General features: G+C 70.8%; 22 protein-coding genes. 13 read left to right on the top strand and 9 right to left on the bottom strand.

Features of this window, described 5'->3' with window-relative positions:
• Window positions 1-20 precede the first annotated feature (20 nt).
• The 5 genes from IE153_RS31670 to IE153_RS31690 all read left to right on the top strand — a co-directional run bounded on the left by IE153_RS31670 (window position 21) and on the right by IE153_RS31690 (window position 5,167).
• The gene (locus IE153_RS31670) at window positions 21-920 is read left to right on the top strand and encodes a LysR family transcriptional regulator (RefSeq protein WP_189593173.1); all 900 of its coding nucleotides are present in this window, start codon (window positions 21-23) and stop codon (window positions 918-920) included.
• 112 nt (window positions 921-1,032) lie between these two features.
• The gene (locus tag IE153_RS31675) at window positions 1,033-2,127 is read left to right on the top strand and encodes a tartrate dehydrogenase (protein ID WP_189593174.1); all 1,095 of its coding nucleotides are present in this window, start codon (window positions 1,033-1,035) and stop codon (window positions 2,125-2,127) included.
• 218 nt (window positions 2,128-2,345) lie between these two features.
• Entirely contained in the window at window positions 2,346-2,774 is a 429-nt protein-coding gene (locus IE153_RS31680; protein WP_189593175.1) for a hypothetical protein, read from the top strand.
• A 39-nt stretch (window positions 2,775-2,813) separates the two neighbouring features.
• Complete coding sequence (locus IE153_RS31685; RefSeq protein WP_229829266.1) at window positions 2,814-4,154, top strand: radical SAM family protein; 1,341 nt, start codon at window positions 2,814-2,816, stop codon at window positions 4,152-4,154.
• Window positions 4,151-5,167 (top strand): aminotransferase class I/II-fold pyridoxal phosphate-dependent enzyme, encoded by a 1,017-nt coding sequence (locus IE153_RS31690; protein WP_189593177.1) that lies wholly within the window; start codon window positions 4,151-4,153, stop codon window positions 5,165-5,167. The genes IE153_RS31685 and IE153_RS31690 overlap by 4 nt, the downstream gene beginning before the upstream one ends.
• A 143-nt stretch (window positions 5,168-5,310) precedes the next feature.
• Here IE153_RS31690 and IE153_RS31695 read toward each other — a convergent pair whose 3' ends face one another.
• The 4 genes from IE153_RS31695 to IE153_RS31710 form a co-directional block, all read right to left on the bottom strand.
• Window positions 5,311-5,946, bottom strand: a complete 636-nt coding sequence (locus IE153_RS31695) for an acetoacetate decarboxylase family protein (RefSeq protein ID WP_189593178.1) — start codon at window positions 5,944-5,946, stop codon at window positions 5,311-5,313.
• Window positions 5,947-6,084: 138 nt separating this feature from the next.
• Window positions 6,085-8,040 (bottom strand): SMI1/KNR4 family protein, encoded by a 1,956-nt coding sequence (locus IE153_RS31700; RefSeq protein ID WP_189593179.1) that lies wholly within the window; start codon window positions 8,038-8,040, stop codon window positions 6,085-6,087.
• A 59-nt stretch (window positions 8,041-8,099) separates the two neighbouring features.
• Window positions 8,100-8,648, bottom strand: a complete 549-nt coding sequence (locus tag IE153_RS31705; RefSeq protein WP_189593180.1) for a GNAT family N-acetyltransferase — start codon at window positions 8,646-8,648, stop codon at window positions 8,100-8,102.
• Window positions 8,649-8,699: 51 nt separating this feature from the next.
• Window positions 8,700-9,068: a hypothetical protein gene (locus IE153_RS31710; protein WP_189593181.1), complete on the bottom strand. Its 369-nt coding sequence runs from the start codon at window positions 9,066-9,068 to the stop codon at window positions 8,700-8,702.
• A 101-nt stretch (window positions 9,069-9,169) separates the two neighbouring features.
• Between IE153_RS31710 and sigJ the strand changes: the two genes are divergently transcribed.
• Together sigJ and IE153_RS42000 are read left to right on the top strand one after the other, a co-directional pair.
• Window positions 9,170-10,096: an RNA polymerase sigma factor SigJ gene (sigJ, locus tag IE153_RS31715; protein WP_189593182.1), complete on the top strand. Its 927-nt coding sequence runs from the start codon at window positions 9,170-9,172 to the stop codon at window positions 10,094-10,096.
• A gap of 296 nt (window positions 10,097-10,392) precedes the next feature.
• Window positions 10,393-10,608: a hypothetical protein gene (locus tag IE153_RS42000; protein ID WP_229829267.1), complete on the top strand. Its 216-nt coding sequence runs from the start codon at window positions 10,393-10,395 to the stop codon at window positions 10,606-10,608.
• A gap of 61 nt (window positions 10,609-10,669) precedes the next feature.
• Here the strand turns inward: IE153_RS42000 and IE153_RS31725 are convergent, their stop codons facing one another.
• Both IE153_RS31725 and IE153_RS31730 read right to left on the bottom strand, forming a co-directional pair.
• Window positions 10,670-12,784, bottom strand: coding sequence for a glycoside hydrolase (locus tag IE153_RS31725; RefSeq protein WP_189593183.1), 2,115 nt, complete (start codon window positions 12,782-12,784; stop codon window positions 10,670-10,672).
• A 224-nt stretch (window positions 12,785-13,008) separates the two neighbouring features.
• Complete coding sequence (locus tag IE153_RS31730) at window positions 13,009-14,472, bottom strand: aldehyde dehydrogenase family protein (RefSeq protein ID WP_189593184.1); 1,464 nt, start codon at window positions 14,470-14,472, stop codon at window positions 13,009-13,011.
• 151 nt (window positions 14,473-14,623) lie between these two features.
• On the opposite strand from IE153_RS31730, the gene IE153_RS31735 reads away from it, so the two are divergent.
• On the top strand, window positions 14,624-17,050 hold the full coding sequence (locus IE153_RS31735; protein ID WP_189593185.1) for a SpoIIE family protein phosphatase: 2,427 nt from the start codon (window positions 14,624-14,626) through the stop codon (window positions 17,048-17,050).
• An 85-nt stretch (window positions 17,051-17,135) separates the two neighbouring features.
• Here the strand turns inward: IE153_RS31735 and IE153_RS31740 are convergent, their stop codons facing one another.
• Window positions 17,136-17,576, bottom strand: a complete 441-nt coding sequence (locus IE153_RS31740) for a VOC family protein (RefSeq protein WP_189593186.1) — start codon at window positions 17,574-17,576, stop codon at window positions 17,136-17,138.
• 262 nt (window positions 17,577-17,838) lie between these two features.
• Between IE153_RS31740 and IE153_RS31745 the strand changes: the two genes are divergently transcribed.
• From IE153_RS31745 to IE153_RS31765, 5 genes are all read left to right on the top strand, one after another.
• Window positions 17,839-18,273 carry a hypothetical protein gene (locus IE153_RS31745; RefSeq protein WP_189593187.1) on the top strand — a complete coding sequence of 145 codons (435 nt, stop codon included), beginning with the start codon at window positions 17,839-17,841 and terminating at the stop codon, window positions 18,271-18,273.
• Window positions 18,274-18,275: 2 nt separating this feature from the next.
• Complete coding sequence (locus tag IE153_RS31750) at window positions 18,276-19,106, top strand: hypothetical protein (protein ID WP_438817958.1); 831 nt, start codon at window positions 18,276-18,278, stop codon at window positions 19,104-19,106.
• Window positions 19,107-19,144: 38 nt separating this feature from the next.
• Complete coding sequence (locus IE153_RS31755) at window positions 19,145-19,666, top strand: roadblock/LC7 domain-containing protein (RefSeq protein ID WP_097222597.1); 522 nt, start codon at window positions 19,145-19,147, stop codon at window positions 19,664-19,666.
• Window positions 19,667-19,723: 57 nt separating this feature from the next.
• The gene (locus tag IE153_RS31760; RefSeq protein ID WP_031110827.1) at window positions 19,724-20,098 is read left to right on the top strand and encodes a roadblock/LC7 domain-containing protein; all 375 of its coding nucleotides are present in this window, start codon (window positions 19,724-19,726) and stop codon (window positions 20,096-20,098) included.
• Between the two features lie 108 nt (window positions 20,099-20,206).
• Window positions 20,207-21,721, top strand: a complete 1,515-nt coding sequence (locus IE153_RS31765; RefSeq protein ID WP_189593189.1) for an FAD-dependent monooxygenase — start codon at window positions 20,207-20,209, stop codon at window positions 21,719-21,721.
• 32 nt (window positions 21,722-21,753) lie between these two features.
• Here IE153_RS31765 and IE153_RS31770 read toward each other — a convergent pair whose 3' ends face one another.
• Both IE153_RS31770 and IE153_RS31775 read right to left on the bottom strand, forming a co-directional pair.
• On the bottom strand, window positions 21,754-22,248 hold the full coding sequence (locus tag IE153_RS31770; protein ID WP_189593190.1) for a lamin tail domain-containing protein: 495 nt from the start codon (window positions 22,246-22,248) through the stop codon (window positions 21,754-21,756).
• 157 nt (window positions 22,249-22,405) lie between these two features.
• Window positions 22,406-23,770 carry an FAD-dependent oxidoreductase gene (locus tag IE153_RS31775; protein WP_189593191.1) on the bottom strand — a complete coding sequence of 455 codons (1,365 nt, stop codon included), beginning with the start codon at window positions 23,768-23,770 and terminating at the stop codon, window positions 22,406-22,408.
• Between the last annotated feature and the right edge of the window lie 9 nt (window positions 23,771-23,779).

The following is a 23,779-nucleotide window of genomic DNA, read 5'->3' on the forward strand; positions in this document are numbered from 1 at the left end:
GCACAGAGCGGGGAGGCGCCGTGGACGCCCGGCAACTGGAGTACTTCCTCGCCATCGTCGAGCACGGTGGATTCAGCAAGGCCGCCGCCGCCCTCCACGTGGCCCAGCCGTCGCTGTCGCAGGCGATGGCGAACCTGGAGGCCGATCTGGGGGTGGCCCTCTTCCACCGGGTGGGCCGGGGTGTCGTCCTGAGCGAGGCCGGCCAGGAACTGCTGGAGCCGAGTCGGCGTGTGCTGCGCGACCTGGCCGCCGTACGCGACACCGCGGCCGCGCTCGCCGGGCTGCACGGCGGCACGGTCGAGGTCGCCACCATGCCCTCGCCGGGCATCGAACCGCTCACCACCCTCATCCACCGCTTCGCCGAGCTGCATCCGTCGGTGACGGTGAGCACCCAGGCCGCCTTCACCCCGGACGAGGTCGTCTCCCTGGTGCGCAGCGGCGCCTGCGAACTGGGTCTGCTGGGCAGCTCCGTCCCCGTGCACCCGTCCGGTCTTGACGTGCTTCACGTCGAGGACCAGCCGTTCGTGGTCGTCGCCGCGCCCGGCGGGGCGATCGAGGACGACGTCACGATCCGGCCCGGGGACCTGGTCGGACAGAAGCTCATCGCGTCCCGCACCGGCAGCCTGATGCGCAGCATCGTGGACGACATCACCGCGGGCGGCACGGGAGCGGAGATTGTGACCGTCGTCGACCACCGCACCTCGATCCTGCCCCTGGTCCTGACCGGGGTCGGAGTCGCCGTGCTGCCCTCCTCCTGGACCCGGCTGGCCCGCCGCTGCGGTGCCGTGGTCGCCCCCATCGAACCGACTGCCCACCTCCACGTGGTGATGGTCAGCCTGCCCGCGCACCTCACGCCGGCGGCGCGGGCGTTCCTCGCCCTCACCAGGTCGCTGGCGCAGCGACGGGGCCGTACCGGCTGACGCAGGACCGATCGGCCACGCCTATGCGTCGTATCGAAAGCAGGTCTTGGACGCGCCCTGATGTCGGTGTGTTGACTCGGACCGACCGCACGACAGCGAGCCGGAGGCCCCCATGACAGCCGAACCCCGCACGTTCCGCATCGCCGCCATCCCCGCCGACGGGGTCGGCAAGGAGGTCGTCGCCGCAGGACGCGCCGTCCTGGACGCCCTGGCCGACAGCTCCCGGAACTCGGAGTCCCCCTTCGCCTTCGCCTGGGAGGAGTTCGACTGGGGCTGCGAGTTCTACGAGCGCACCGGCAGGATGATGGACGAGGACGGGCTGGAGCAGCTCAGGGACTTCGACGCGATCTACTTCGGGGCGGTCGGCTGGCCCACCGTCCCGGACCACATCAGCCTCTGGGGCCTGCGTCTGAAGATCTGCCAGAGCTTCGACCAGTGGGCCAACGTCCGCCCCGTGCACTTCCTGCCGGGCGTCGTCAGTCCGTTGCGCAAGGCGGACGACACCCAGCTCGACTGGGTCGTCGTCCGCGAGAACAGCGAGGGCGAGTACGCGGGCCTGGGCGGCCGCAACCTCGGCGGACGCGGGCCCGGTGGTGAAGTCGCCGTCCAGTCCGCCCTGTTCACCGAGGTTGGCTGCGAGCGGATCATGCGGTTCGCCTTCGACCTGGCCCGCACCCGGGACCGCAGGAAGGTCTCCTCCGTGACCAAGAGCAACGCCCAGCAGTACGGCATGGTCCTGTGGGACGACGTCTTCAAGCGCGTTGCCGCCGACTACCCGGACGTCGAGACGGAAAGCGTCCTGGTCGACGCGATGTCCGCGAAGTTCGTGCTGAAGCCGGAGGACCTCTCGGTCGTCGTGGCGTCCAACCTGAACGCCGACATCCTCTCCGACCTCGGCAGCGCCCTGGCCGGCAGCCTGGGCCTGGCGGCCAGCGCCAACCTCAACCCCGAGCGCCGCTTCCCCAGCATGTTCGAGCCCGTCCACGGCTCGGCCCCGGACATCGCGGGCCGGGGCCTGGCCAACCCGATCGGCGCGGTCGGCAGCGCCGCGCTGATGCTGGAGCACTTCGGCCTGCCGGACCAGGCGGCCCGCCTCGACAAGGCGATCGAGGTGACGACTTCGGCGGGTGTCCTGACCCGGGACGTCGGCGGCAACGCATCGACCGAGGATGTCGTGAAGTCGCTGATCGACGCGCTCGACGCCTGACGGTCGGGGAGCGCGCCGACGAGAGTCCGGGCCACCCCTGCTCCCCTCGAACTGCGCCACGGTGTCGTGGTCCAGTGACGTGCACCGATGCCACGCACTGGAACGGGAACGGACGTGTGTGAGGGACCAGGCAACAACCATCGGATCCTCACGGCCGGCCTGCGACGAGAACAGTGGCCGGACGCCGAGTCCGGCCGATCGCCCTCGGAGGCGCCGCGTTGTCGCTTCGCTCTGATCTGCTGCGGGAGACAGCGGTATCGACGATCAACGCGGCGATCGACGCCGGGGTCGATCTCATCGACACCGCACGGGCCTGCACGACCGCTGATGAGGAGCGGCCGACGGTCTGCTGCGTCCAGGGTGGCGAGGACCCGCTCGACGTGGACGAGGAACTCCGCTCCGGTCCCGGTCGGTTCGACGTGCCGGGAGGGGCGGTCGAGCAGGCGAACGCCGAGATTGCCCTCCGGCTGCGCGGTCGTCCCGCTCAGCGGCGACTGCGTGATCAGCAGCTCCTCGACGGCCCGGGACACGACCGGTGCCGGGCCACGGACGGGAACACCCGCAGGGGACGAAGCTCCGCGTCGATATTCATGGCGTACCTTTCGGCACCCATGCCCGCCGTGCGTGGCAGGTTCCACCGCATTTAAGCCCATGGCGTGCCGGGCCCGTTCATGCATGATGACGGGATGAATCAGAGCGGCCAACGCTTCCATGTCATCGTGCTGTCGAACTTCGCCAGAGGCTTCGACAAGTACGCGTTCGCCTACGGCAAGGCGGGGGTTCCGGAGAGCACCTTTCCCGACCGGTTCCACCTGCTGACGCGTGCGGAGCTGGGAACAGGCATCGGCAAGGCGCGACGCCTGCTGGACCGGCTGGCCATCCCGGGCGACCGGCTGCTGGTGCTGGAAACCATGGTGGACCCCGACAAGCTGGTGCCCAACGTGTCGACCGGCCTCGGCATGGAACTGCACGAGGCTCGCATCCGGTTGTCGGCGGTCCACGAGCTCGACCAGGCGGGCGACGAGTTCACTCTGCGCCCGACGACCGTCGAGGATGCGATGGCGGCCTCCCTGCACCTGCACGGATCGGCACTGCGTCGCTACGCCGACACACGACCGCGCTCGGTTTCGCTTCTGCCGGTCGCCTCCGCCTGCCAGGCCCGGTGTTCGTTCTGCTTCTCCTCGGCCTCGATCTCCAGCGACCAGGCGCCGGCACGGGTCCCGTGGGACGCGGTGACCCACTGGCTGGAGCGCGCCCGTGCGGCGGGCGCCGAGCGTGCGGTGATCACCGGCGGCGGGGAGCCCACGCTCATACCGTTCGATCAGCAGTTGCGCCTGGTGTCCGCGTGCTCGGCGGCCTTCCCGAAGGTCGTCCTGATCACCAACGCGCACACCCTGGCGAAAGGACCGCACGCTGACCGGGCCGACCGCCTCGCAGCCCTGAGCGCCGCGGGTCTGTGCGTGCTCGCGGTCTCCCGGCACCACCATGACGACGCCGTCAACGAGCGGCTGATGATGCTGCGCACGCCGGTCAGCTCCGTGATCGACAGCTGGCGCAAGGAACTCGACCGCCTGCCGGGGCTACGGATGAGGCTGATCTGCGTGCTCCAGCACGGCGGCGTCGCCGACGCGGCCGAGGTCGCCGACTACCTTTCGTGGGCCGCGGCTCAAGGCGTCGAGGAAGTCTGCTTCAAAGAGCTCTACGTATCCACCAGCACCGAGTCGCTCTACTTCGACCGCGCCGCCAACGTCTGGAGCCGAGAACACCAGATCTCGCTTTCCATCGTCACCGGGTTCGCCGAGCAGCACGGCTTCGAACTCGCGAGCCGCCTGCCCTGGGGCGCACCGGTCTACGAGGGCAACTGGGACGGACGGCCGATGCGGATCGCCGCCTACACCGAACCCAGCCTGCTCTGGGAACGCACCCACGGGATCGCACGCAGCTGGAACGTCATGGCAGACGGACGCTGCTACGCCTCCCTGGAAGACCGCGCCAGCGAGATCGTGCCGGAAGGTGCGACGGCATGAGGTTCGGCGAGTTCCAGGAATTCCGGCAGCGCCGACTCAGTGCCTCCTCGTCGCTCCTGGACGCCGCCGAGACCAACGTGTACCGGGCCCTTGCTCCGATGCGACCGGAACCGCCGACCGACGCGACCACGGTGCACCGGTGCGATCTCGCCCGTGCCTGGCTGCGGCGCTACGCGCTGCCGGAAGAGTGGTCCGGCCACGCCATGGTCAGCCGAGGGGTCCGGCACGGGCTCGGCGCGGTGTTCCACTGGCTGCGCTCCGTGCAGGCGCGGTTGTGGCTGCCCGGCGACGTGTACCCGGTCTACTTCGAGCTGGCCCGCGCCGCCGGCCTGGCGCCCGCGTCCTACCCGACGCTGCCGGCGCCCGCCCTGCCGAGGTCGCCGGCGGACCACCGGCCCGAATACCTGCTGCTCGCCAACCCCAGCAAGCCGCTCGGCCGATACCTGTCCGACGCCGAGTGCGCATCGGTGATCTCGTGGTTGCGGCAATCACCACACCGCCGCCTGCTGATCGACAGCGTCTACGACCTGGGAGCCCCGTTCGCCGCCGGTACCCGGCGCTTGCTGGACACCGGCCGTGCGGTCCTGCTGCATTCGGTCACCAAAGGATGGCTGTGGCCACGCACCTTCGGCGTCGTCCTGCTGGGTCCGGCGCACACCGGCTTGGCCGAAGCGCTCCGGGCGGATCCGCCGACCTCGGCACAGCTGAGGCTCGCCGACCGGCTGCTGACCGAGCACGGCGACGTGCCCCGGCAGGTCTCCGGCGAACTGGCCGCACGGGCCGAGCGGCTTTTCGAACGGTTGCCGGACGAAGTGCGCGCAGCGATTCCCACGGCGAGCCGGACGTGTCCCGGCAACTACTTCTTCCCGGTTGCGATCCCGGCGGAGACGCTCCGGCGCGAGTACGGCGTGCTCGCCATTCCGGTCGGCGTGTTCGGGGAGAGCAGTTGGTCCGGCTCCATCCTGACCAGCCTCGCCGACGCTTTCGGCCCCACACCGGCGGCGACACGCTGAAACCCCCGGAGGCGGGCCCGAGGGGAGCCTCCGGGGGCATTTCCCCGCCGGATCACGAAAGCCTTTGAAGGTCCAGCTCTGGACGGCCCTCGGCAACGCCACGCCGAGCTGGAGCCGCTGAGCAGCCCCCACGGGGTTGCTGCTCAGCTGCCCACGATGCTGCGGAAGTCGCGGACGGCGAGGGACAGCACCAAAGGACGCCGGGCGAGCACCGACAACGGCGCTTCCGGCCCGGTCCATACGCGGCCTCGGCCGAGCGCCGGCCGTCCGCTGATCCGCATGGGCACGCGGCACACCGTACCGTCGGGCAGCTGCTGGATCAGGCGGGCGCGTGCGGACAGCCGGAAGGGCAGCCGCAGCACGTCCTGGTACGTGAAGCGGACAGCCGGAATGCCGTCGGCGGTCAGTTCCGCCCGGGCGCTCCGGCTGTCCGCGCGGAGCGTGAACACGCCGTGCTCCTTCGGGATGCCCCACAGCGCGCGTCCCCCGGCCAGGGCCCCGTCGTCGTCGACCCAGGCGGCGACGGTGCAGCCGGCGAGACGGTGCCCGTGGCGCACGGCCAGGGCGATGAGGAACTCGCGGTAGGCGAGGACGCCGCCGGGCCGGTAGTCGACCCAGAAAGTGACCAGAGTGGCGCGGCGCCGCACGACCCAGGGGCGGACGCCGGCCGGCAGGGGCCAGGACGGCAGGTCGTCCGCCGGGACGCGCCACAGCGAGACGACCATGTCGCCCGTGAGGCGCCACGGGGAGGGAGGAAAGGGGACGGCTGGTCGTTCCACGGCGTGATGACCGACTTCCTCGCGCGGACTCGTACGGCCGATTGTTCCACCCGGGACGGAAGGGGCGGGCCTGCGGCGCGGTGCCACGGGCGCGTCCCGGTCGGCTCGACGCGTGCGGGCCGTGTCCCCAGCTGTCGGTTACCCGCCCTCCGGGCCTTCCTCCGGCGCCGGTTCGATGCCCGCCGACATCGGGGCCGTTCCATGAAAGCGGATCACCGCGTACGTCTCCCCGTCCCTGGGCGGCCGTGTCCAGGAGCGGGTCACGAACGTGTGCAGCCGCCCGTTCACGATCGCGTGACGCGGCAGACGGACACCGAACTCGCCCGCCACCGCTTCCAGCAGCGACCGCTCCGTCTCGGCACCGACGGCCCGCTCACCGAAGAACAGGCCCGGGTCCAGCGTCCGCGGTATCTCCCCGCTCTGTCCGATCTCCCCGTCCGCGTAGGTGAACGCGTACTGCTCGACACCGTCGCGCGCCACCGAAAGGTGGAAGCACCGTTCCCGGTGCCCTGCTCTCAGGTCGCTCCACACCACCACCGCGCGGGTGCCCGCACTGGCGCCCGCGGCAGGGGAGACGAACCGCCGCCGGTCGAACGACGCCGGATGGCCGTCGAACGCGAAACTCCAGCCGGTGCCCGCCCGGCCGACCGCCATGAGAGCCCTGTCGTCGTAGGACGAGAATTCCCTCTTGTCGCGCAGCGAGCGGTGGTGCGCGTCCCAGGAGGTCATGGGGTCGTTCAGTACGGTGGCGTCCCCGTCCGTGAGACGCCCTGGCAGCTCTTCCGGCTCGACTCCCTCCACCAGCACGAACCGGTAGGACGTGCGGTTGTTGCCCGAGTCGGGTTCGGCGAGCCACGCCAGGTCGCCAGGGTCGAGCCCGGCCGTCGGACCCGGTGCCTCACCGGTCTGTCCGCCCCTCGGCGTGGACAGCAGCTCGCGGCCCCGCTCCGGGGTCAGCAGCGGCCCGAGCACCGGATCGGCCACCCACCCCAGCGGCGCCAAGTGGTCCGGCCCCAGCGGCTCCCACAGCGGCACGGCGTCGATCAGTGTCCGCCAAGCCGCGTCCGTGTCTCCCCACCGCGCCAGCTCCCGGGCCCTGTCGACCGCCTCCCCGAACGGTCCGGCCGCCGTGTACCGGTACGTGCCGTTCCTCATCTGATCGAGCAGCGCGTAAGCCATGGACACCAGCTCGTCGTCAGCGCCCCGCAGATCGAACGCCGGCGTGGAGTCGTCCCGGTACGAGTGCGCCGCGTGCTCGGCGACCAGAAGGGGCAGCAGCTCGCGCGCGTACCGCGGATCCGCCGCCACGCCCTCGAAGGAGACCAGGTAGGTCTCCCCGAGCAGGCGCCGTATCTGATCACCCAGCCCGGCGGCCCGCGGCCGGCCGTATTCCTTGGCCTCGTCCAGCGCCTTCCCGGCCTGCTCCCAGCCGCCGCGCAACGCCTCCAGCCGGGCCTCCTCCACCTGGGCGTCCAGCCTGCGCGTCGTGTCGTTGACGAACGCCGGCTCCCCGTCGCCCGGGTTCGCCCGCAGGCAGTGGAACTCCCGGTGCATGTCCCTCATGAACGTACGGAAGTTCGCGTGCCGCTCGGGCGGCGCGGCGCGCCAGCTCGCCCACGTGTAGACGGCCCACTCGCCGTCCTCGTCCACGTCGCCGGGATCCATGAGGACGTAGATGGCGTCGGATTCGACGTTCAGTTGCAGCCCGCGCCGCCAGAGGTCCGCCTCCTGCCGCTCCTCGGGCCCGGCGTCCTCGTCCAGGTACTCGTCGAACATGTCGCCGAGCCCCGACTCGTCGTTGTGCCAGCGCGCGTCCTCGGTCCCCGCCAGCAGCCACACGAAGCCGCCCGCGTGCCGCCACCCGTCGCTGACCCCCAGGAACTCCCGGTACGACGGGGGCATCCGCCGGCCAAGGCGCCGCTCCATGGCGGCGATCCGCTCCTCCGACGCGGGTGGGAACCCCAGCCGGCGTGCCCGCCGCGCGGCCTCGTCGTCCTCGCTCCGCGTGTCGTCGTCGGCAGCCAGGGAGTCCGCCCACTCCTCGCTCCAAACGCGCAGAAACGACCGCCAGTCGAATGCCGTGGTGTCCGTCATGGGCCCGATGCTGCCACCCACCACTGACAGCGCTTCACTGCTCGGCGGAGCCGCCGGACTCAGCCGGACGCGATGACCGGGGACCACACGCCGCACCACTGATCGGCGCCATACTCCTCGAACCGCTCCACCTCCGCGAACCCCAGCTTCGCCGCGAGGCGCATCGCGCGGTCGTTGGCGGTCTGCGTGCAGAGCACCACCGGCTCGCCGGGGGACGTGGCGGCGAACCAGTCGAGGACGGCGGCGCACGCCTCGGCGGCATACCCACGCCCCCACGCCTCCGGAAGGAACATGTAGCCGAGCTCGGCCTCCTGGGCATCCGGACCGAGGTGACCCGGACGCTCGGCGTCGCGCCGATCGAGCGTGACCATACCGATCATCGTCCCGTCGAGTTCGACCACGAAGAGGCCGGGGCGCCGCCCGGGCACCTCGGGCACCGCGCGCTCGAGCTCCTCACGCGGCCGGGAGCCGCCGACGTAGGTGCCCACCTCCGGCGATGCGAACAGCTCGATGAACGCGGCACGGTCCCGGGCCTCGGACGCGCGAAGCACGAGCCGTTCGGTCCTCGACGTGGCAGGTGGCCAGGTGCCGCTTCCGAGTTCAGCCATGGCGGGCAACCTATAGCAACCCCCGCGTCGCGCCGGCAGGTGTGCCTGACGTCAGCGCCGCGCCAGCGCCAGCACGCTGAGGCCGAACATCAGGACGCCCAGGGGGAGATGGAGCGATGGAACGTGCGCGATGCCCAGGACCACCTGGACCGAGGCGAGTACGAGGAAACCCGACGCGTGCCAGACGGGCCGGGGCGATCCGCCGCCCGGCTTCCACGCCAGCACCGCGGCGAGCAGATACAGCATCGACGCCCCGTACATCACCCGGGCTCCGACACTGTGCAGCACCTCTCCGTAGGACGAGGTCAGCAGCAGGCCGGCGGAGACCGCCTGGAGGAAGATGGTCAACGTCTGCAGGGCGATCGTGATCTGAAGGAACGTGGAGCCGCGCTGCGCCGTCGCTGTCACCTGAGTGGCCATGTCACAGTCCTCTCTTCCGCCGTCGGGCGGTAGATCGATAAGGTCTCACCGGCCCGACGACGCGAGGCTGCCAAAGGTAAGGCGAGGGGGTCGCCACAAGCATGGGGACGGTCGGGACCAGGGCGGATGACATAACGGGCGAACAACGCCAACTGATCAACGTGGCATACCGGTTGCTCGGTTCGGTGACCGAGGCCGAGGACGCCGTGCAGGACGCCTACGCACGCTGGTACGCACTGCCACGAAGCCGGCAGGAGGAGATCCTGTCGCCCGGGGCCTGGCTGACAACGGTGACCAGCCGCATCTGCCTGGACCTGCTCCGCTCGGCCCGAGCCCGCCGCGAACGCTATGTCGGTGCGTGGCTGCCCGAGCCGCTGCCCGACCGCACCGAGTGGGACCACACGGGCGGCCCCGGCACCGCCGGTCCTGCGGACCCCGCCGACCAGATCGTCCTGGACGAGTCGGTGTCCGTGGCCTTCCTCGTCGTCCTGGAGTCGATGACGCCCGCCGAGCGGGTGGCGTTCGTCCTGCACGACGTCTTCCGTTACCCGTTCGCCGAGATCGCGGACGTTCTCGGCCGAACCCCCGCCGCCTGCAAGCAACTTGCGGCCTCGGCCCGGCGGCGGATATCCGGTGCGCACCCCCGGGCGACGGCGACCGGCCAGGCCGACGTGGTGCGGCACGTCAAGGAGGCGTGGGAGAGCAAGGACATCGCTGCCCTCGTCCGCCTCCTCGACCCGGCCGCCGTGATGACCGCCGACGGCGGCGGCAACGTCGGTGCCGTCCTGCGCCCGGTCGAGGGCGGCGCGCGCATCGCCCAGTACATGGTCGCCATTGCCGACAAGGCCCCGGGGCTCGAGCTCCTGGAGCGGTCGGTCAACGGTGTGCCGGGCCTGGTGGCCCAGCGTGCCGGCGTCGTCATGACCGTGGCCGCGTTCGAGGTCACCGACGGTCGCGTCACGCGCATCTGGGTGGTCCGCAACCCGGAGAAACTTCGGCCCTGGGCTCGGGAGTCCGGAAACCTGTGACAGACCTGCGCACGGAAGAGGCGAGATAGGGTCATGTGCATGAAAAACGCACGCTCGACGGGACCTACGGGCTTCAGGTAGCCCGCCAGGAGATCCCTGGCGGTTGCTGCGAACGGAGCCCCGTGACCCGCACCGCCCACCACATCCGCCCTCCGCACAGCCGGAGTGCGTACGACAATTCATCTGGCACGCCCTGGCGTTCCGTCGTCCTCCACGACCTCAGGTACAGCGCACGCAGCCTCACCGACGCGACACGGGAGTCCAGAAGGCCCCGGCCTCACAGGGTCCGCCGCGCCGTGGACGTCTACTCGTTCGCCCGATACCGGCGGGACGCTTCCGTGGCCGAGTGGTCCGCGGTCGGGGAACGCCGCGCACGGCAACGGCTGCGCACCCAAGTGGGGACTCTTCTCAGGCTGGTGAACACCACCGCCGACGAACTCGCCCTCGACGTCGCGGACACGGTGGACATACCGCCGGCGCGCCATCGGCGCGGCTCGCTCTGGCTCGCGTAGCGAGCGCCCGGGGGCGGTCCCGCCGGGCTCGGCCCGGCGGAACCGGTTGGTGCACGGGGAGTCAGCAGGTGGAGTTGGTCTGGGTGAGCAGGCCGAGCCGCCACGGCAGGCTGTTGTAGTCGCCGCTCGCGTTCGGGTTCAAGCCCTGGTACAGGTACTGCATCCGGCACGAGTTGATCGTCAGCGTCTGGTCGTTGCCCGCGCGGATCAACTCGCCGTGACTGATGTCCCTGGTCCAGGCGCCCGCGGGGAACGTGACGTTGTTCGCCCGGGCGAAGGGATTGCCCTCGGACGCGGCGAGCGGTGTCCACGACCCGGCGAGACTGCCCGCGGTCCAGGACCGGAAGTACCGCCGCCCGTCCGACCCGATCGCCTCCACGAGCAACAGGTACTGGTTACCGCCTTGCACCTTGTAGACGTTGCTCGCTTCGAACAGGGCGTTCTTGTTGGAGTCCTGAAGGGCGATGACCGTGTCGGTGAAGCCGTTCGGGAACTGGCCGACGCTCGTCCGGGAACGGTAGAGGTGCCCGTTGTCGTCGGAGGAGAACAGATGGCAGTTCGCGCTGTCGCAGATCACCCACATGTCGACCCAGTAGCCGTTGCCGATGTTCTGCCGGATGATGTCCGGCATCGACGCGTAGAAGGTGCGCGGCGCGCTCCACCCGTTGGGGTTGCTGATGTCCGGGTTGGTGGAGTACGAGGCGTTGCCGGTCTGGTAAACGAGGTACCACAGGCGTTGCGGCGCGTAGTAGAAGACCTGCGGTGCGGCCCGGTAGCCGGCGCCGATGGCGGTACGGTCCAGGTAGTGGTGCGTGGCCGAACCCGCCTGCGACCAGTCGGAGAAGTTCAGGTAGACCAGGTTGTATCCGGCCGAGCGCGCAGTGCTCGCGAACACGTGGTACTTGCCGTTGTGGTGGACGACGGTCGGGTCCTTGATCCCCGCGGTGTTGTGGGTCGCGTCCGGCTTCGGGGCGATCAGGGAACCACTGGAGCTCCAGCGGAAGGACGAGGGGAGAGCCGCGGCGGACTTGGGGGAGGGCGGCTGCGACCGTGCGCCCGCGCCGCTCGCCGTGGTGCGCGCGGTCGCCGCCTGCCGTGCCGGTTCCGCGGCCGCCCGCTTCACCGCCGAGCCGCCCAGCGACGACAGGGTGGCCTGATAGGCGGCCTTCTTGTTGCCGTTGTCGTCGAAGAGCAGAGGGTTCTGTCCGACGCGCCAGGAATCGCTGTCCCGGATGCCCCACACAGTGATACCGGTGCAGCGCGCGACGTTCATGCACGCCCGCACGCTGTTCCCGTACGCCGTTGCCGGTGCCTGGGCGATGTCCAGCTCGGTGATCTGCACATCGACGCCGAGGGCGGCGAAGTTGGCCAGTGTCGTCTGGAAGCTCCCCGGAGGGCCTCCGGTGCCGAAGTGGGCCTGGAAGCCGACGCAGTCGATGGGGACTCCGCGCGCCTTGAAGTCGCGCACCAGACGGTAGACGCCCTGGGTCTTGGCGTCGCTCCAGTTCTCGATGTTGTAGTCGTTGTAGCAGAGCTTGGCCGACGGATCCGCCGAGCGCGCGGCGCGGAACGCCTCCTCGATGAAGCCGGTGCCCAGGACGTTGCGGAACACCGAGCTGCGCAGCTGGCCACTGCCGCCGTCCGCGAACGCCTCGTTGACCACGTCCCAGGAGTGGATCTTTCCCCGGTAGCGGGACATGAGCGTCGTGATGTGGTTGTTCATCACGCTGCGCAGGGTGCCGACGTCGCCGATGCCGCCGACCCAGCCGGGCAGTTGGGAGTGCCACACCAGGGTGTGACCGCGTACGCGCTGGCCGCGTCCGAGGGCCCGGTTGACGATCTGGTCGGCGGGGCCGAACGTGAAGGAGCCGCGGGAGCGCTCCGTGGCGTCCCACTTCATCTCGTTCTCGGGTGTGACCGAGTTGAACTCGCGGTCGAGGATCCCGGTGTACACACCGTTGCTCAGCTTTCCGGCCGCCACCGCCGTACCGAAGTAGCGGCCGGACTGGGCCGCTTGGGCTCCGAGGGTGCTCGCCTTCGGGGCGGTCGGCGCGCTGGGGGGTGCGGCGGAGGCGGTTTCGGTGAGGGCGGTCGTCCCGCCGGCCAGCAGGGTCGCGGCCACCAGCAGACCTGAGAGCGGTGTTCGGCGGCCGGTACTCCTGAGTTGGGGATTCATGCGTCTCCTCGTCGGGGCGACATGACCTGCGCATGTCATGCATGCGGGTCTTCGTCGTGGTGGGGGAGGTTCCGGGAGAGAGTGAGCGCGAGAGGTCCTCGTTCTGTATGTCGAACGTTAGCTGTCCTGTCGAACATTGCGGATGATAGAAGTCCCTGACGGGGCGTCAATGCTTTCCGCAGCATTCGGTGTTGGACTCGAAATGTTTCGCCGAGGCCGAGCGGCTACAACCGCCCTGGCGCCGTCATCCAGCGCCACTGAGTGAACTGCTCCAGGCTGGCGGTGCCGCCGATGCGGGAGGCGTTGCCCGAGACGCCCATGCCGCCGAAGGGCGCGTTCGCGGCGTCCTTCGCGGACACGTCGTTGATATGGATCATGCCCGTGCGCAACCGCTGCGCCAGCGCGGTCGCCCGGGGCGCGGACCGCGAGTGAACGGCGGCGGTCAGGCCGTACGCCGTGTCATTGGCGATCTCCACGGCCTCGTCCTCGCCGCGGAACGGGACGACGGGAGCGACAGGTCCGAATATCTCCTCGTGGAAGGCCGGCATGGACCGGTCGACACGGTCCAGCACGGTGGGCGGGTAGAAGAGCCCCTCGCGGCTGCCGCCGGTCAGCGCGCGTGCTCCGGCGGCCACGCTCTCGTCCACGATCCGTTCGATCCGGGCCGCCTGCCGCTCGCTGATCACCGGACCGAGTGCCATGCCCTCGACGCGGGGATCGCCGACCGGCAGCGCCTGCGCCTGCCGGACGAGCGCCTCGGTGTACGCCTCGACGACATCCGCGTGGACCACATGGCGTCCCGCGGCGACGCAGGCCTGGCCCTGGTAGCCGAACGAACTCATGGCGCCCGCCGCGGCGGCCGCCTCCACATCCGCGTCCTCCAGCACGACGATCGAGTTCTTGCCGCCGAGCTCCAGCGCCACGCGTTTGAGCCCTTCGCCGGCGATCCGGGCCACCTCACGCCCCACCGCGGTGGAGCCGGTGAACGAGACCATCGCGACATGCCGGTCGGCGGCGACCGCCCGCCCGGTCGCCGCGTCACCGGGAAGGACGTGCAGCACGCCCTCGGGCAGCCCGGCCTCCCGGAACAGCTGAGCGACCAGGACACCGCCGGACACCGGAGTCAGGGGGTCGGGCTTGAGCAGCACCGCGTTGCCGAGGGCCAGAGCGGGCGCCAGTGCCCGCATCGCGAACAGCAGCGGCGCGTTCCACGGGGTGATCACCCCGACGACACCCAGCGGTACCCGCCACGCCAGACTCGTTCCGCCGGGCGCCGGGGGTGCGAGGACCTCGCCCAGGGGCTGCGACGCGAGCCCGATCGCGTGCTGGAGCTGGTCGAGGCCGGCCGCGATCTCGTAGTCACCCTTGGCCGGGACGCCCCCCGACTCCCGGACGAGCCATTCGCGGACCACCTCGCTGTGTTCGCGCAGGGCGTGACCGGCATGCGTCAGGACGTCGACCCGTTCGAACGCGGGGGTGGCCGCCCATTCCGGCGCGGCCCGGGCGGCGCCGGCGCCCGCCCGTTCGACATCGGCGGGAGAGGCCACGCCCACCCGCGCCAGAGGCTCACCCGTGGCCGGTTCGATCACCGGGCTGGTGCCGCCCTCGGCGGTCCGCCAGCCCTCGCTGTAGATCTTCCCCGTCCACTCGGTCGCGTCCGGCCAGGTCCGTTCGCCGTCGACAGGCATGGTCACGACCTCCGCCCTGGCCGTCGGATGCTCCCACGCGGCCCATCAGCGTCCCTGGCCATTCAACCCGGGATGGGGCTATCTGTCATTCTTGGGACATATCGTATCGAAGCAGTGAGAATGCCTAGCGGGTGAGGCGGGTTGAGGCTCCATGGCGAGATCTGCGTCCGTCCCGGGCGAGGGCGGTGGGCCACCGCCCGAGGACCTCGTCGACGAGGCCGCCACCGCGACCACCGCGAAGGCCGTCGTCGACGGGCATGGCATCGTCACGGGATGGAGTGAGGGGGCACGCCGACTGCTCGGCCACCGGGCCTCGGAGGTGATCGGCCGGCCCGCTTCGGAACTGCTCGCCGACGGGCCCCCGCAGGAGGAGGCCCTGAGTTCCCTGCTCACGCTCCCCAGGTGGAGCGGACGGGCGACGCTGCTGCACCGCGAGGGGCACGCCATCACCGTGAACCTCCTGGCTCACCTCCGGCAGGACGGAGACGGTCACGGAGAGTGGCTCCTGCTCACGGCGGTCGGCCGCCCCGGGGTGAGCCCCGACGACGACGCGTTCCTCCGGCGGAGCTTCACCCAGTCCACCTGTACGACGGCGCTGTACGACACCGGCTTGCGGCTGGTCAGGGCCAACGCGGACATGGAACGGGTGATCGGCCTGCCCGAGGACGCGATGTGCGGACTGCGGGTCTCGGAGATCGTGCACCACCCGCAGGCCGACCGCACCGAAGAGGCCATGCGCCGTGCCCTGGACACCGGTGAGCGGCAGGATCTCCAGGTCTCGCTGCAGCTCGCGGGCCATGCACGCCCCAGCGTGTGGAACGTGTCCCTCGCCCCGGTACGGGCCGGTGACGGCCGGACGCAAGGGGTGCTGCTCTCGGCGCACGACATGACCGAGCAGCACGTGGCCCGGCAGCGGCTGGCCCTGTTGAACGAGGCCAGCCTGCGCATCGGCAGCACACTCGACCTGGACCGCACCGCGCAGGAGCTCGCCGACGTGGCCGTACCGTGGCTCGCCGACTTCGTCACCGTCGACCTGCTGCCCTCCATCGACGACGGCGACGACCCGCCCGCGGGCTCCCCGCACGGTCCCGTGCGGCTGCGCCGTGTCGCCCACCAGTCGGTTCTCGAAGGCTGTCCCGAGGCCGTCGTCCCGAACGGGACCGTGGCCGTCTACCCGGACAAGTCGGCAGCGGCCGAGTGCCTGGCCGCCGGCCGGCCGCTGATCCAGCGGATCACCGAAGAGGCCATGGCGGACGTGTTGCGCCAGACCCCCGAGCGAGGGCAACGGATGCGGCGGTTCGGGTTCCACTCGATCCTGGCCGTGCCCATGCGAGCGCGCGGCCTCACCCTCGGAGTGGCCACCTTCTCCCGCCACCGGAACCCGGAACCCTTCGAGCAGGACGACCTGCTGCTCGGCCAGGAGATCACCGACAGAGCCGGCCTCTGCATCGACAACGCCCGCAGGTTCACCCGGGAGCGCGCCACCTCACTCACCCTGCAGAGCAGCCTCCTGCCGCAACGCCTGCCCGAACAGTCGGCCCTCGACGTGGCCTCCCGCTACCTGCCCGCCACCACTCAGGCCGGGGTGGGCGGCGACTGGTTCGACGTCATCCCGCTGTCCGGGGCCCGCGTCGCGCTGGTCGTCGGCGATGTCGTCGGCCACGGCATCCAGGCCTCGGCAACCATGGGGCGGCTGCGGACCGCCGTGCGGACCCTCGCCGACGTCGACCTCCCTCCCGACGAGCTGCTCACCCACCTGGACGACCTCGTCAGCCACCTGGCCGCAGGCGCCGACAGCACCGGCGACATCGGCGCCACCTGCCTGTACGCCGTCTACGACCCGGTCTCCCGACGCTGCTCCCTGGCACGAGCCGGGCATCCCGTCCCGGCGCTGCTGACACCGGACGGAGAGGCGGAGTTCCTCGACGTACCCTCGGGACTTCCCCTGGGGCTCGGCGGTCTGCCCTTCGAGGCCCTCGAATGCGAGCTGCCCGTGGGCAGCGTCCTCGCGCTGTACACCGACGGTCTCCTCGAGGCCGGGTCCCGTGACATCGACGACGGCATGGACAGGTTCCTCCGGATCCTGCGGACCTCCGACGCCTCACTCGAGGGCACCTGCGACACGGTCCTGCGAGCCATGCTTCCGGAACGGCCGGCCGACGACGTGGCCCTGCTCGTGGCCCGCACCCGCGCCCTCGACACCTTCCACGTGGCGTCCTGGGACGTACCGGCCGACACCGCCGCCGTCGCCGTGGCACGCAAGAACGCGTGCCGGCAACTGGCCGAGTGGGGCCTCGACGACTGCGTGTTCGTCACCGAGCTGGTGGTCAGCGAGCTGGTCACCAACGCCATCCGGCACGCCGAGCCCCCCATCGAGCTGAGGCTGATCTACGACCGGACGCTCATCTGCGAGGTGTCGGACGGCAGTACCACCGCCCCGCACATGCGACGGGCCCGCACCTACGACGAGGGCGGACGGGGGCTGCTCCTGGTGGCCCAGATGTGCCAGGGCTGGGGCGCCAGGCACATGACGAACGGCAAGGTCATCTGGGCGGAACAGACGATCCCCGGTCTCTGAGCGACTGCGGGTCCCGGCAGCTTCAGCCTCCGGGACGGTCCGTCTCGGCGATGATCCGCCGGAGTTCGAACTCCTTGGCCGCAGGTCAGCCGAGCTGTTCGGCGAGTCCTACGACGATCCCCTCGGGCCCGCGGACGTAGCAGAGCCGATAGATGTTCTCGAACTGCACGATCTCGCCGACCAGTTCGGCACCCTGGGCTCGCAGGCGGGCGACGACGTCCTCGATGTCGTCGACGGCGAACATGACGCGGCGGAGACCGAGGGTGTTCGCCGGAGCGTCCTTCGGCTCGGGTGCGATGGCCGCCGGCCTGTGGAACTTCGCCAGCTCCACCCGCCCGGGGCCGTCCGGGACCCGCAGCATGGCGACGTCCTGCCGGACGTCCTCGAGTCCGATGACACGCTCCGCCCCACGCCATTCGAGTGGGCCCTTGCCCTCGAGCTCCAAACCGAGTTCGACGAAGAACGCGATGACGGCCTCCAGGTCGTCGACGACGATGAGAACGTTGTCCATCCGCTGGACCGCCATGCCGGGCCTCCATCGTGGGGGACCGCCACGGTAGCCGCTCCGCGTCCCGAAGCCCCGGGAAGCGGCTGGTCAAGGCGGGCGGTCAACGTCACCGGGGTGTGCGCGATCCATCCTGCCCGGTTCGGTCCGGCCCCGCTCACCCCTCGATCGCTTCCCTGCACATTCCTTTGGAAAATGCCAAAGCGTTCACCTGCGCCGAGCACCCACCGTAGTGTCGTGCTCACGTTCGCGGGAACGGCCGTGCAGGGGGAGGGGGTTCGGCGTGCCCGGAATCGACGAGAGTCTGCTGGAGGCCATGCGGCTGCCAGGTGCTCGAGGGGCGTCGGTGGTCGACTGGATCAGTGGTCTTGCGCTGGGCGCGGTGGGTGACGCACCCGGTGGTGACGCGGAGGCGACGGCGGCGGAAACCGCCGAACTCGCCCGGCTCGCCACCGAGAGTGGCGTCCTCGCCCTTACCGGCGGCGACGACGCCACGGGGGAGACCGCCGGCGACGGCCCCGGCGGGCCGTCCGGCAAGGAACCCCCGGTACAGGATCTGATCATCACGAACGCCGACTCGTACCACCTGCTCAGGTTCGTCACCACGACCTTCGACAGCACCGTGTTCGTGCACTTATGGCTCGACCGCAGCGAAGGCAACCTCGCCCTGGCCCGCATACGGCTGGCCGAGATGGCGGACCGGCTGGTGCTCGGATGACCATGTCGACCCCGACGTTGCGCACGGACGAACCCGCCTCGGCCCTGCTCGGCACACTCGCCGCGCAAGGTGCCACCGGTGCCCTGTCCACCGAGACGGGCATCGTCTACCTCGCCGCGGGACATGTCGTCCACGTCGAATCCGCCGTCACTCCCGACCTCGGCGACCTGCTCACCCACAGCGGTGCGCTCGCCCCGGACGGCTGGTGGGAGGCGATCGACCAGGCCGGCCGCCGCTGCAGTGTCGGACGGCAGCTGGTGGACAGCGGCCACCTCGCCGCCGGCGCGCTGGAACTGTGCCACCTGGGCGCCCTCTTCGACGCGGCGTACTTCGTCCTCGCCCACGACGGGCCGGCGCTCCGGTTCCGTCCCGGAGCCGCACACTGGCTCGGCGCGGTCCGGTCCGTGCCGGTGGACACGGTCCTGCGTGAGTCCAGACGCCGCCGCGAACTGCTGCACCGCATATGGCCCGAACCCGCCGTCGACCGGGCGCCGCTCGCCCGGGTGCCCGGGCCGGACGCCGCGGATCTGCCGGCCCGCCGCGGCCGAACCCTCGCCCAGGTCAACGGTGTCCGCACCGCCGCCCAGATAGCGACGGCCCTCGCCTGCCGCACCTTCCACACCCTCGTGGAACTCCGCCGCCTGGCCGCGGCCGGGCTGGTGGCTCCCGTGGCCCCGCTCACATCTGGCCCCTCCTCAGCCCCGTCCCCAGCCCCAGCGTCCGCCCCCGCCATCGTGTCCGCCGAGCCGGGCCCCACCCCTCGTCCCCTGGCGCCGGACGAGCCCGACACCGCACTGCTGCGACGGCTCCTGCACGCCTTGGAGGCACTGTGATCCGCGCGCGAAGACAGCGTGCCGAAAGGAGACTGCTCATGGCCGTCGAGACCGACGTCCTGGACGAACTGCGTCGGCTCCGCACCCGCATACCCCGGCTGACGGGCTCCCTCGCGGCCACCGTCGACGGACTCGTCCTCGCCCACGACGTGCCGGACACCGAGCCCGAGGGACTCGCGGCACTCACCGCCGCCGCTCTCGGCGTCGCCTACCGCATGACCGACGCCGCCTCTCGCGGAGACTTCCGCGAACTGCTGGTGCGGGGCTCCGGAGGCTACGTCGCGACCTACGCCGCCGGAACCACCGCCGTCCTCACCCTCCTTGCCGAGGACCGGGTCAACGTCGGCCGCCTCCACCTCGAAGGCCGTCGCAGCGGAGCCCGGATCGCCGACCTGCTGGCCACGCGCGTGGGCCCGGGCACCGGCCGCCACGCCGACCGGCCGGCACCCGAAGAGCACCTCGCCACGGTGGCCCCGGCCACGGACCGGCCCATCGGCACCCTCCCGGTACGCACCCCGCAGCGGCCCACGCACCAGCCGCGCCCGCAGACCGGCAGCTGAGCCACCCGAACTTCCTGACCCACCGAAGTAGAAGACCGAAGGAAAGGAACCGAGCGCATGGCCAACACGGAGACCGCGCTGAAGGAATGCCTGAGCTCCATCGACGGAGCGACGGCCGCCGCACTCGTCGACTACACCAGCGGCATGGCCCTCGGCACCCTCGGCGGCACCAAGGACTTCAACCTCGAAGTCGCCGCCGCGGGCAACACCGACGTCGTGAGGTCCAAACTGCGCACCATGGAGCACCTGGGACTGAAGGAGGAGATCGAGGACATCCTGATCACCCTGAACACCCAGTACCACCTCATCCGCCTGCTGAAGGGGCGCGGAGGCAGCGGACTCTTCCTCTACCTCGTGCTCGACGGGAGCCGGGCCAACCTCGCGATGGCCCGCCACCAACTGCGCCGCATCGAAGCCGACCTGGAGGTCTGAGACCAGTACACCGGACGGGAGCCCTCCGCCACGCACGCGTCGCGGAGGGCCCCGGCACGCCGCACGGCGATGAGATGCGCGCGACCGGCCGCGTCTACGGTGTGTGTCATGACGGCACCCCTGGATGTGCTCGTGGTGGGCGCGGGCCCCACCGGACTCGCACTCGCGACCCAACTGCTCTCCTACGCCACCCCGTTCCGGATCGTGGACCGCTCACTGGACCGGGCCCGGGAGTCGCGCGCCCCGGCGATCCAGCCCCGCACCCTGGAGATGCTGGCCCCGTTCGGTGTGACGGACGACCTCGTCGACCGGGGCAACGCGACGGTCGGACTGCACCTGCACCTGACCCGACGGGTGCTGCGCGTGCCGGTGTTCGACGTCGGCTGCGACGACACGCCGTACCCCTACCTGCTGTTCCTCCCGCAGTCGGAGACGGAAGCCGTGCTGTCGGCTCATCTGGCCGCGCGGGACGTGACGGTGGAGCGGGGCACGGAGCTGCTGACCGCCGAACCGGAGGGCGACCTCGTCTCTTGCCGTCTGCGCCACGGGGACGGGAGCGAGGAGACCGTGCGCGCCCGCTATGTCGTCGGCTGCGACGGCGCACACAGCACCGTGCGAACCCGGGCGGGCATCGCCTTCGAGGGGTACGCCTATCCGCAGACGTTCCTGCTGGCGGATCTGGAGGCCGACGGACTGGAGCCGGGTGCCGCGCACACGTACATGACCGCGGCCGGGCTGCTGTTCTTCTTCCCGCTCGGTACTCCGGCCACCTGGCGGATGATCGCGATGCACCCGCCGGGCGCTTCTGTCGGCGAGGTGACGCTGGACCTCCTCCAGCGGATCGCCGACGACTGGACGCCTGACAAGCCGGTCCTGCGCGATCCGGTCTGGATGACGAGCTTCCGCATTCACAACCGCGGTGCCACCCACTACCGCAAGGGTCCGTTCTTCCTCGCCGGCGACGCGGCGCACATCCACAGCCCAGCCGGGGGGCAGGGCATGAACACCGGCATCCAGGACGCTCTCAACCTGGGCTGGAAACTCGCCCACGTCTGCCGCGGCGCCGCACCCGAGGAGTTGCTGGAGACGTACGAGGCGGAACGCGCCCCGGTCGGCCACGGCGTCCGCCGCCTCACCGACCGCGCGTTCACCGTCGGTACGAGCAGCCACCCCGCCCTGCGACTGGCACGGACGCGTCTCGCCCCGCATGTGGCCCCGCTGCTGCTGCGCGCGACCGCCGCCCGAGCACGCCTGTTCCGCACGGTGTCCGAACTCGCCGTCCACTACCGCCGCGGCCCCGCCTCCGGCACCGGACCGCACCGCCCGCGGCAGGGCCCACGCGCCGGAGACCGCCTGCCCGACACCCCGGCCGGACTTCAGCGACGCGTCGCCGGACCGGGCTATCACCTGCTACTCACCGGCCCGGGCGACGCCTGGCCCGAAGACCCGCCGCTGGGCGGCCGCCACGGCCTGGTGAGCGTGCACCGCATCGGCACGCAGAGCCCGTGGCCGGGCATCACGCACGCCCTCGTACGACCCGACGGCTACGTGGGATACCTGGCGCGCGGCACCGACCTCACGGGCCTGCGCGCCTACCTCGACCACTGGCTGCCGGCTCCTTAGACGTGGGGCCGGCAGCCAGTCCGGCGAAGGGATCAGCCGTGGTACGTGATGTATCCGTTGCGGTCCGCGTCGGAGCCGCTCCGGGTGTACGAGTGCACGTCGGCACGGCTGCCGGACGACTTGTACACGTAGATCGTGTCCTTGTCGTTGTTCCACATGAAGTTGCAGTTGTCGCGGTAGACGACGTTCTTCGTGTCGGAGTCGGACCCGTTGCCGCCGCGCAGCTTCACGTAGTCGCCCGGCTGAAGGGTGTGGCTCGCGGTGAAGGTGAACGTGTTCCCCGCAGCGTCCTTCACGACGTACCCCTTGAGGTTCACCGTGGTGGAGCGCGAGTAGTTCTTGATGGTCAGGTACTCCTCGGCGGTGTTCCCGCCCGAGCAGCGATTGGAGTCGCTCCCGGGAGCGTCGTACTGGATCCCCCGGATCTTCAGCGCGGAGTCGTACTCGGCGGCCTGGGCCGGAACCGCCGACAGGGCGGTCAGGGCCCCGGCGGCGACGGCCGTGGTGGCGACAAGGCGTATACGCATTGGACGTTCGTCCCCCCTGCATGGCCTTCAGGTGAAGGCGATGTGATGGTTCGGTGAAGCATCCGGATCGTACACGGTTCAAGTACGCAGAAGGGCGGGTTCGGTGGCAATGCCACCGAACCCGCCCCGCGGGATGTAGAACGTCAGATGCGGAGCGTCAGGCGCCGCTGGCCCGCAGCATGTCCTCGCGCTCGACGATCTTCACGCGCTCGCGGCCCTCGGGCTCACCCAGAGCCTTCTCCGCCGCGTCCAGCTTGTACCAGCCGTCCCAGGTGGTGAAGCGGATATCGCGCTCGGCGAGGAACGCGTCCACGGCCTCCGGGGCGGGAGTCGCGGGCGTGTGCAGCCGCTCGTTGCGGTAGTCGTCGAGCAGGTTCGCCACGGTCTCGTTGGCGTCGCCCTTGGTGTGCCCGATGAGGCCGATGGGGCCGCGCCGGATCCAGCCGGTGACGTACGTGGACTGCAGGTGCTCGCCCGACTCCTGCATGACCCGGCCACCCTCGTCCGGGACGGTGCCGGAGTCGATGTCCCAGGGCAGCTTGGGGAGTTTGTCGGACAGGTAGCCCACCGCGCGGTACACCGCGCCCACGTCCCAGGTGTGGAACGTGCCGGTGCCCTTGACGTTGCCGGTGCCGTCCAGCTCCGTGCGCTCGGTGCGCAGACCGACGACCTTGCCGTCCTCGCCGAGGAGCTCGACCGGGGACTCGAAGAAGTGCAGGAAGAGCTTGTGGGGACGGTCGCCGGTGTCGCGGATCGCCCAGTTCTCCAGGGTCTTCGCCACCATGTCGGCCTGCTTGTTGCCGCGCCGCGTGGTGATCGAGCCCTCGTCGTAGTCGATGTCCTCGGGGTCGACGATGACCTCGATGTTGGGGGAGTGGTCCAGCTCCCGCAGCTCCATCGGGCTGAACTTCGCCTGCGCCGGGCCGCGGCGGCCGAACACGTGGATCTCCTTGGCCCGGTTGGCCTTCAGACCCTCGTGGACGTTCGCCGGGATCTCGGTGGGCAGCAGCTCGTCCGCCGTCTTGGCCAGGACGCGCGCGACGTCCAGCGCCACGTTGCCGACGCCGAGCACGGCGACCTTCTCGGCCTCCAGCGGCCAGGTGCGCGGCACGTCGGGGTGGCCGTCGTACCAGGAGACGAAGTCGGCGGCGCCGTACGAGCCGTCGAGGTCGATGCCCGGCAGGGAGAGCGCCCGGTCGGCCGTCGCGCCGGTGGCGAAGATCACGCCGTCGTAGAACGCGCGCAGGTCGTCCAGGCCGATGTCGGTGCCGTAGTCCACGTTGCCGAAGAGCCGGATCTGCGGTTTGTCGAGCACCTGGTGCAGGGCGGTGATGATGCCCTTGATCCGCGGGTGGTCGGGGGCGACGCCGTAGCGGATCAGTCCGAACGGCGCGGGCATGCGCTCGAAGATGTCGATGGACACACCGGGTTCGGCGGCCACCTCGGACTTGAGCAGGGCGTCGGCGGCGTAGATCCCGGCGGGGCCGGATCCGACGATGGCTACCCGCAGGGGGCGGGGCATGGTCAGGTT

It is taken from the genome of Streptomyces massasporeus, from assembly GCF_014648995.1.
Lineage (GTDB): Bacteria > Actinomycetota > Actinomycetes > Streptomycetales > Streptomycetaceae > Streptomyces > Streptomyces massasporeus.